This is a genomic window from Bradyrhizobium altum (genome assembly GCF_020889705.1).
Lineage (GTDB): Bacteria > Pseudomonadota > Alphaproteobacteria > Rhizobiales > Xanthobacteraceae > Bradyrhizobium > Bradyrhizobium altum.
Genome location: NZ_JACMYP010000426.1, coordinates 1 through 4,607 on the forward strand (window position 1 = coordinate 1; position 4,607 = coordinate 4,607).

General features: G+C 67.7%; 4 protein-coding genes and 2 pseudogenes. All 6 read right to left on the reverse strand.

The window, feature by feature from the left end; all coding sequences use genetic code 11:
* Positions 1–425: pseudogene (locus H8B02_RS45450) on the reverse strand (hypothetical protein); the annotation flags it as partial.
* Positions 422–1,303 carry an AAA family ATPase gene (locus H8B02_RS45455; protein WP_229172240.1) on the reverse strand — a complete coding sequence of 294 codons (882 nt, stop codon included), beginning with the start codon at positions 1,301–1,303 and terminating at the stop codon, positions 422–424. The gene H8B02_RS45455 and the pseudogene H8B02_RS45450, both read right to left, overlap by 4 nt.
* A gap of 9 nt (positions 1,304–1,312) precedes the next feature.
* Positions 1,313–2,335 carry a xanthine dehydrogenase family protein molybdopterin-binding subunit gene (locus tag H8B02_RS45460; protein ID WP_021075858.1) on the reverse strand — a complete coding sequence of 341 codons (1,023 nt, stop codon included), beginning with the start codon at positions 2,333–2,335 and terminating at the stop codon, positions 1,313–1,315.
* A gap of 2 nt (positions 2,336–2,337) precedes the next feature.
* A complete protein-coding gene (locus H8B02_RS45465) occupies positions 2,338–3,930 on the reverse strand; it encodes a xanthine dehydrogenase family protein molybdopterin-binding subunit (RefSeq protein WP_229172241.1) in 1,593 nt (530 codons plus the stop codon).
* Positions 3,931–3,942: 12 nt separating this feature from the next.
* Positions 3,943–4,422, reverse strand: coding sequence for a (2Fe-2S)-binding protein (locus H8B02_RS45470; RefSeq protein ID WP_229172242.1), 480 nt, complete (start codon positions 4,420–4,422; stop codon positions 3,943–3,945).
* 5 nt (positions 4,423–4,427) lie between these two features.
* A pseudogene (locus H8B02_RS45475) lies at positions 4,428–4,607 on the reverse strand (FAD binding domain-containing protein); the annotation flags it as partial.

The window sequence follows — 4,607 nt, forward strand, 5'->3', positions numbered from 1 at the left end:
AGCCGGCGCAGCGGATCGCTGGTCGCGGTCTGGGCAAATCGGCGCTCGACCAGCGCCTCGGCGCGCGCCGCAGCAAGGCCGGATTCATTGGCCTCATCGGCGAGCGGCGGCTCGTCCTCGCCGCGGCCTTCTTCCTGCAAGCGGACAGTCTCCTCGTCCTCGCCCTCGGCCTGCTCGATCGCATCAGTGCCGCGGAAATGGATGTCGAACAACCGGTCATACGTTGCGCGGCGCTCGGGTGGCGGCGCCAGCGTCGCGAGCCCGGCCCGGCGGATGTGCTCCAGGCCGCGCGGCCCGAGCAGCTCGATTGCCGCCAGGAAGCTCGTCGTCTGCTCCGGCGCGACCGAGAAGCCGTTGGCGCGCAGCAGCGCGACAAAAGTGACGAAGATCTGCGCGGCGCGCGGCAGATTGAGATCGTCGCTCACGCGGCTGCCTCCGCGATGATCGCATCGAGCCGGGGTGAGATGAAATGCAGATCCTCCTCGTCCTTCAGCGCAACGCCGATCGAGCGCTTGAAGGCATCGGGCCAGCGTGCGCCACCTTTGTGCAGCAGGGTCGCGGCCTCGGCCCAGTCGACTGCCTCGGCAATCCCCGGCGCCTTGCTCAGCGGCTCGCGGCGCAGCCGGCCGACGGCGGCGACCACGGCGCGGGCAGTCGCCTCGGCAACGCTGGAGGCGCGCATCATCACGATGCGCGCCTCGCGCTCGGCATTCGGGTAATCGATCCAGTGATAGACGCAGCGCCGCCGCAGCGCCTCGTGCAGATCGCGCGTCCGGTTCGAGGTCAGCACCACCACGGGATGCTCGGCGGCGCGCACCGTGCCGCGCTCGGGGATCGAGATCTGGAAGTCGGAGAGGAATTCGAGCAGGAACGCCTCGAACTCCTGGTCGGCGCGGTCGATCTCGTCGATCAACAGCACGGTCGCGTCGGGCGCCCGCAGCGCGGCCAGCATCGGGCGCTCGATCAGGAACGACTCGCCGTAGATGTCGATGCTCTCTTCGCCTGCCTGCCGGATCGCCAGCATCTGGCGCGGATAGTTCCACTCGTAGAGTGCCGCCGAAGCGTCGATGCCCTCATAGCATTGCAGGCGGATCAGCCTGCGGCCGAGCACCGCGGCGATCGCCTTCGCGGCCTCGGTCTTGCCGACCCCCGGCGCGCCTTCGAGCAGCAGCGGCTTGCCGAGCGCGAGCGAAAGATAGGAGGCCGTCGCGATGCCGTCGTCGGCGAGGTAATAGGCCGCGCGCAGCGCCTTCTCCAGCGCTTCGGGGCTGTCGATGCCGACGATGTTGCTGCGGACCGGCATGTTGAACCCTTAGCGCCGCGGCTGCGGCCGCGCGCCGCCCTGCGCCCGGATCGCGCGCAGCACCTTTTCCGGCGTGATCGGCAGATCGTCGATCCGCACGCCGACAGCATTGAAGATCGCGTTCGCAACCGCGGGCAGCACCGGATTGGCGCACATCTCGCCCGGTCCCTTGGCGCCGAACGGACCGTCGGGCGCCGGGCGTTCCAGCACCGCGATGTCGTGCGGGCAGATGTCACCGGGACCCGGCATCAGATATTCGACGAAGTCGCGCGGGCCATGCACCGGCTCCGGATAATAGGGCTCCGGCGTCTCGTAGAGCGCGTGGCTGACACCCATCCAGGCGCCACCGACCAGCTGCTGCTCGACCAGCCGCGGATTGAGCGCGCGGCCGAGCTCATAGGCCGAGTCCATCCTGACCATGTCGACCTCGCCGGTCTCGTCGTCGACCTCGACCTCGGCGACCAGGCAGGCATGCGCATAACATGTCGCCGGCGACATCTCGCCGGTTTCAGGGTCGACGTCGGACAGCGGCACCAGGAAGATGCCGCGGCCGGAGATCGTCTTGCCCTGCTTGAACTGCGCGGCGATCGCGACGTCCTTGGTCGAGATCGAGCGGTGCGGTGCGCCCTTGACGTGGATGTTGCCGCGGCCGTCGGTCTCGAGGTCAGCAGCGTTCACCTCGAGCTCCTCGGCGGCCGCTTCCATCATCACGCCACGCGCCTCCCGCGCCGCGGCCATCACGGCGTTGCCGACGCGGTGGGTGCCGCGCGAGGCGAACGAGCCCATGCAGTGCGGCCCGGTGTCGGAATCCGCGGTGTCGACATAGACGTCCTCGACCGGCACGCCGAGCGTCTCGGCGCAGATCTGGCGCGTCACCGACTTCATGCCCTGGCCGAGATCGATCGAGGACAGCGCCACCGTGAACTTGCCGCTCGGATTGGAATGCACCAGCGCCTGGCTCGGATCGCCGCCGAGATTCATGCCGATGGGATAGTTGACCGACGCGATGCCGCGTCCGCGATGCCGGGTCATGGTCAGCGCCTCCTGGTGCCGAAGACGGAAGAGAAGCGGGTGGCGCCGTGCGACGGCGCGGTCGGCCGCGGTGGCGGAGGTGATGGTGGTGTTGAGGAGGGCGGCGGTGGTGGCGACTCTCGGGTCGCGGCCGGCGCGCGGTCATACGTCGTGCGCTGCTGGGCCGGTGCGGCCGCCAGCGCATGCGATTCCCGCGGTGTCAGCGTCACGGCGGCGCGAATCCCGCCACCATCCTTGCGCGACGACATCTGCTTGAACTCCTCGCGGAGCGGCCATTTCGCCTTCTCGGCGGCGACCTGCACGCATTCGATCAGCGCGGTGTTCTTGGCCTCGCGGCGGTGCGCCTTCATGTCGCCGTCGCGATACGCATTGAGGATCCGGAATTCCATCGGGTCCATGCCGACCAGATGCGCGAGCTTGTCCATCTGGCATTCGATGGCGAAATCCATCGCCGTGACGCCGAAGCCGCGCATCGCGGTCGCGGGCGTGCGGTTGGTGAAGACGCAGTAGACGTCGCCATGGACGTTCGGGATCGTGTAGGGGCCGGGCAGATGCGCGGCGCATTTCACCGCGGCATAGCTCGACAGCCGCGTATAGGCGCCGCTGTCGAAATAGGCGCGCACCTTGCGGGCGACGACGCGGCCGTCGCGCATCACGCCATCCTTGATGTAGATGCGCTCGGCGCCGCGCGGCGGCCCGTATTGCATCTCCTCCTCGCGCCCGAACACGTAGCGCACCGGGCGCCCGGTCAGCATCGCGCCAAGGATGCACAGCGGCTCGGTCAGCGTATCGACCTTGCCGCCGAAGCCGCCGCCGACCGTGCCGCCGATGAAGTGGAAGGTGTTGGAGGGCACATCGAGGATCTTGGCGCAGGTATCGACCGAGAAGAACAGCGCTTGCGTCGACGTATAGACGATGTAGCGGCCATTGGTGTCCGGCGCTGCGATCGAGCCGTTGGTCTCGGTCGGCGCATGCTCGATCGGCGACATCTGGTAGCGCTGCTCCAGCACATGGTCGGCCGTTGCAAGCGCCCGGTCGGCATCGCCGAAGCGCAGCTGCTGGCGATCGTAGGTCTCGTGATAGGTGAAGGTGTTCTTGGGGTAGACCTCGTTGACGACGGGCGCGCCTGGCTTCAGCGCCTCCTCGACATCGAACACCGCCGGCAGCGGCTCATAGTCGATCTTGACCTTTGCAATCGCTTCAAAGGCTTCGCGTGGGCTGTCGGCGACGATGGCGACGATCGGCTCGCCCTGGTAGCGCACCTTGTCGACCGCGAGCGACGGTTCGTCGTCCTTGCCGAAATTGATCAGGCTGAGCAGCGTATTCAAATTGCGCGGCACATCGGAAGCGCGGATCACCCGCCGCACGCCCTGTGACCGTTCGGCCTCCGAGGTGTCGATGCGGCGCAGCCTTGCATGCGCATGCGCGCTGCGGACCACCTTCAGATGCAGCATGCCCTGCAGCTTGTGGTCGTCGAAATAGGGCGAGGTGCCGGTGACATGGCCGAGCATGTCCTGACGCTGCGTGCCCTTGCCGATTTCCTTCAGATTGTCGTCGCGTTCGTCGGCGAAAATGTCCTTGCGCAATTCCAGCATGGCACTGTTTCCTTACGCGCGGGCACGGCCGCCGGACGCGGCAGCCAGCACGGCGTTGATGATCGGCTCATAGCCGGTGCAGCGGCAGATGTTGCCGGAGATCGCCTCGACGACTTCGGCGCGGCTCGGTTGCGGGTTACGATCGAGTAGCGCCTTGGCGGCCATCAGCATGCCGGGCGTGCAATAGCCGCACTGCGCGGCGAAACTGTCGGCGAAGGCGCGCTGCAGCGGGTGCAGGTTGGGACCGTCCTTGATGCCGTCGAGCGTCTCGACCGAACGGCCGGCGACCGTTTCAGCCAGCGTCAGGCAGGAGAGATGCAACTCGCCGTCGATCAGCACGCTGCAGGTGCCGCAGCCGCCCTGGCCGCAGCCGAATTTCGGCGTCATGTCGCCGATCAGCTCGCGCAGCGCGACCAGCAGGTTGGTGCCGCCGTCGACGAAGATCGCGACCTCGTGGCCGTTATGCTGGAATTGAAGGGCAGTCTTGGCCATCGTGATTATTCCTGACCGGACAACAGGCGGCGAAGATGCACGCCGACGATCTCGCGGCGATACCAGGCGCTGGCGAGCGCATTGTCGCCGGGCGCGGTTCCTTCGGCGGCTGCCGCGGCAGCTGCATTGATCGCGGAAGCGTCGAACGAACGGCCTTCGAGCGCGCGCTCGGCGGCGCGGGCGCG

What these genes read in the sequence shown, in the direction of transcription:
- H8B02_RS45455 (WP_229172240.1), bottom strand. Translation starts at nt 1,303, where the DNA reads ATGCCGGTCCGCAGCAACATCGTCGGCATCGACAGCCCCGAAGCGCTG.
- H8B02_RS45460 (WP_021075858.1), bottom strand. Translation starts at nt 2,335, where the DNA reads ATGACCCGGCATCGCGGACGCGGCATCGCGTCGGTCAACTATCCCATC.
- H8B02_RS45465 (WP_229172241.1), bottom strand. Translation starts at nt 3,930, where the DNA reads ATGCTGGAATTGCGCAAGGACATTTTCGCCGACGAACGCGACGACAAT.
- H8B02_RS45470 (WP_229172242.1), bottom strand. Translation starts at nt 4,422, where the DNA reads ATGGCCAAGACTGCCCTTCAATTCCAGCATAACGGCCACGAGGTCGCG.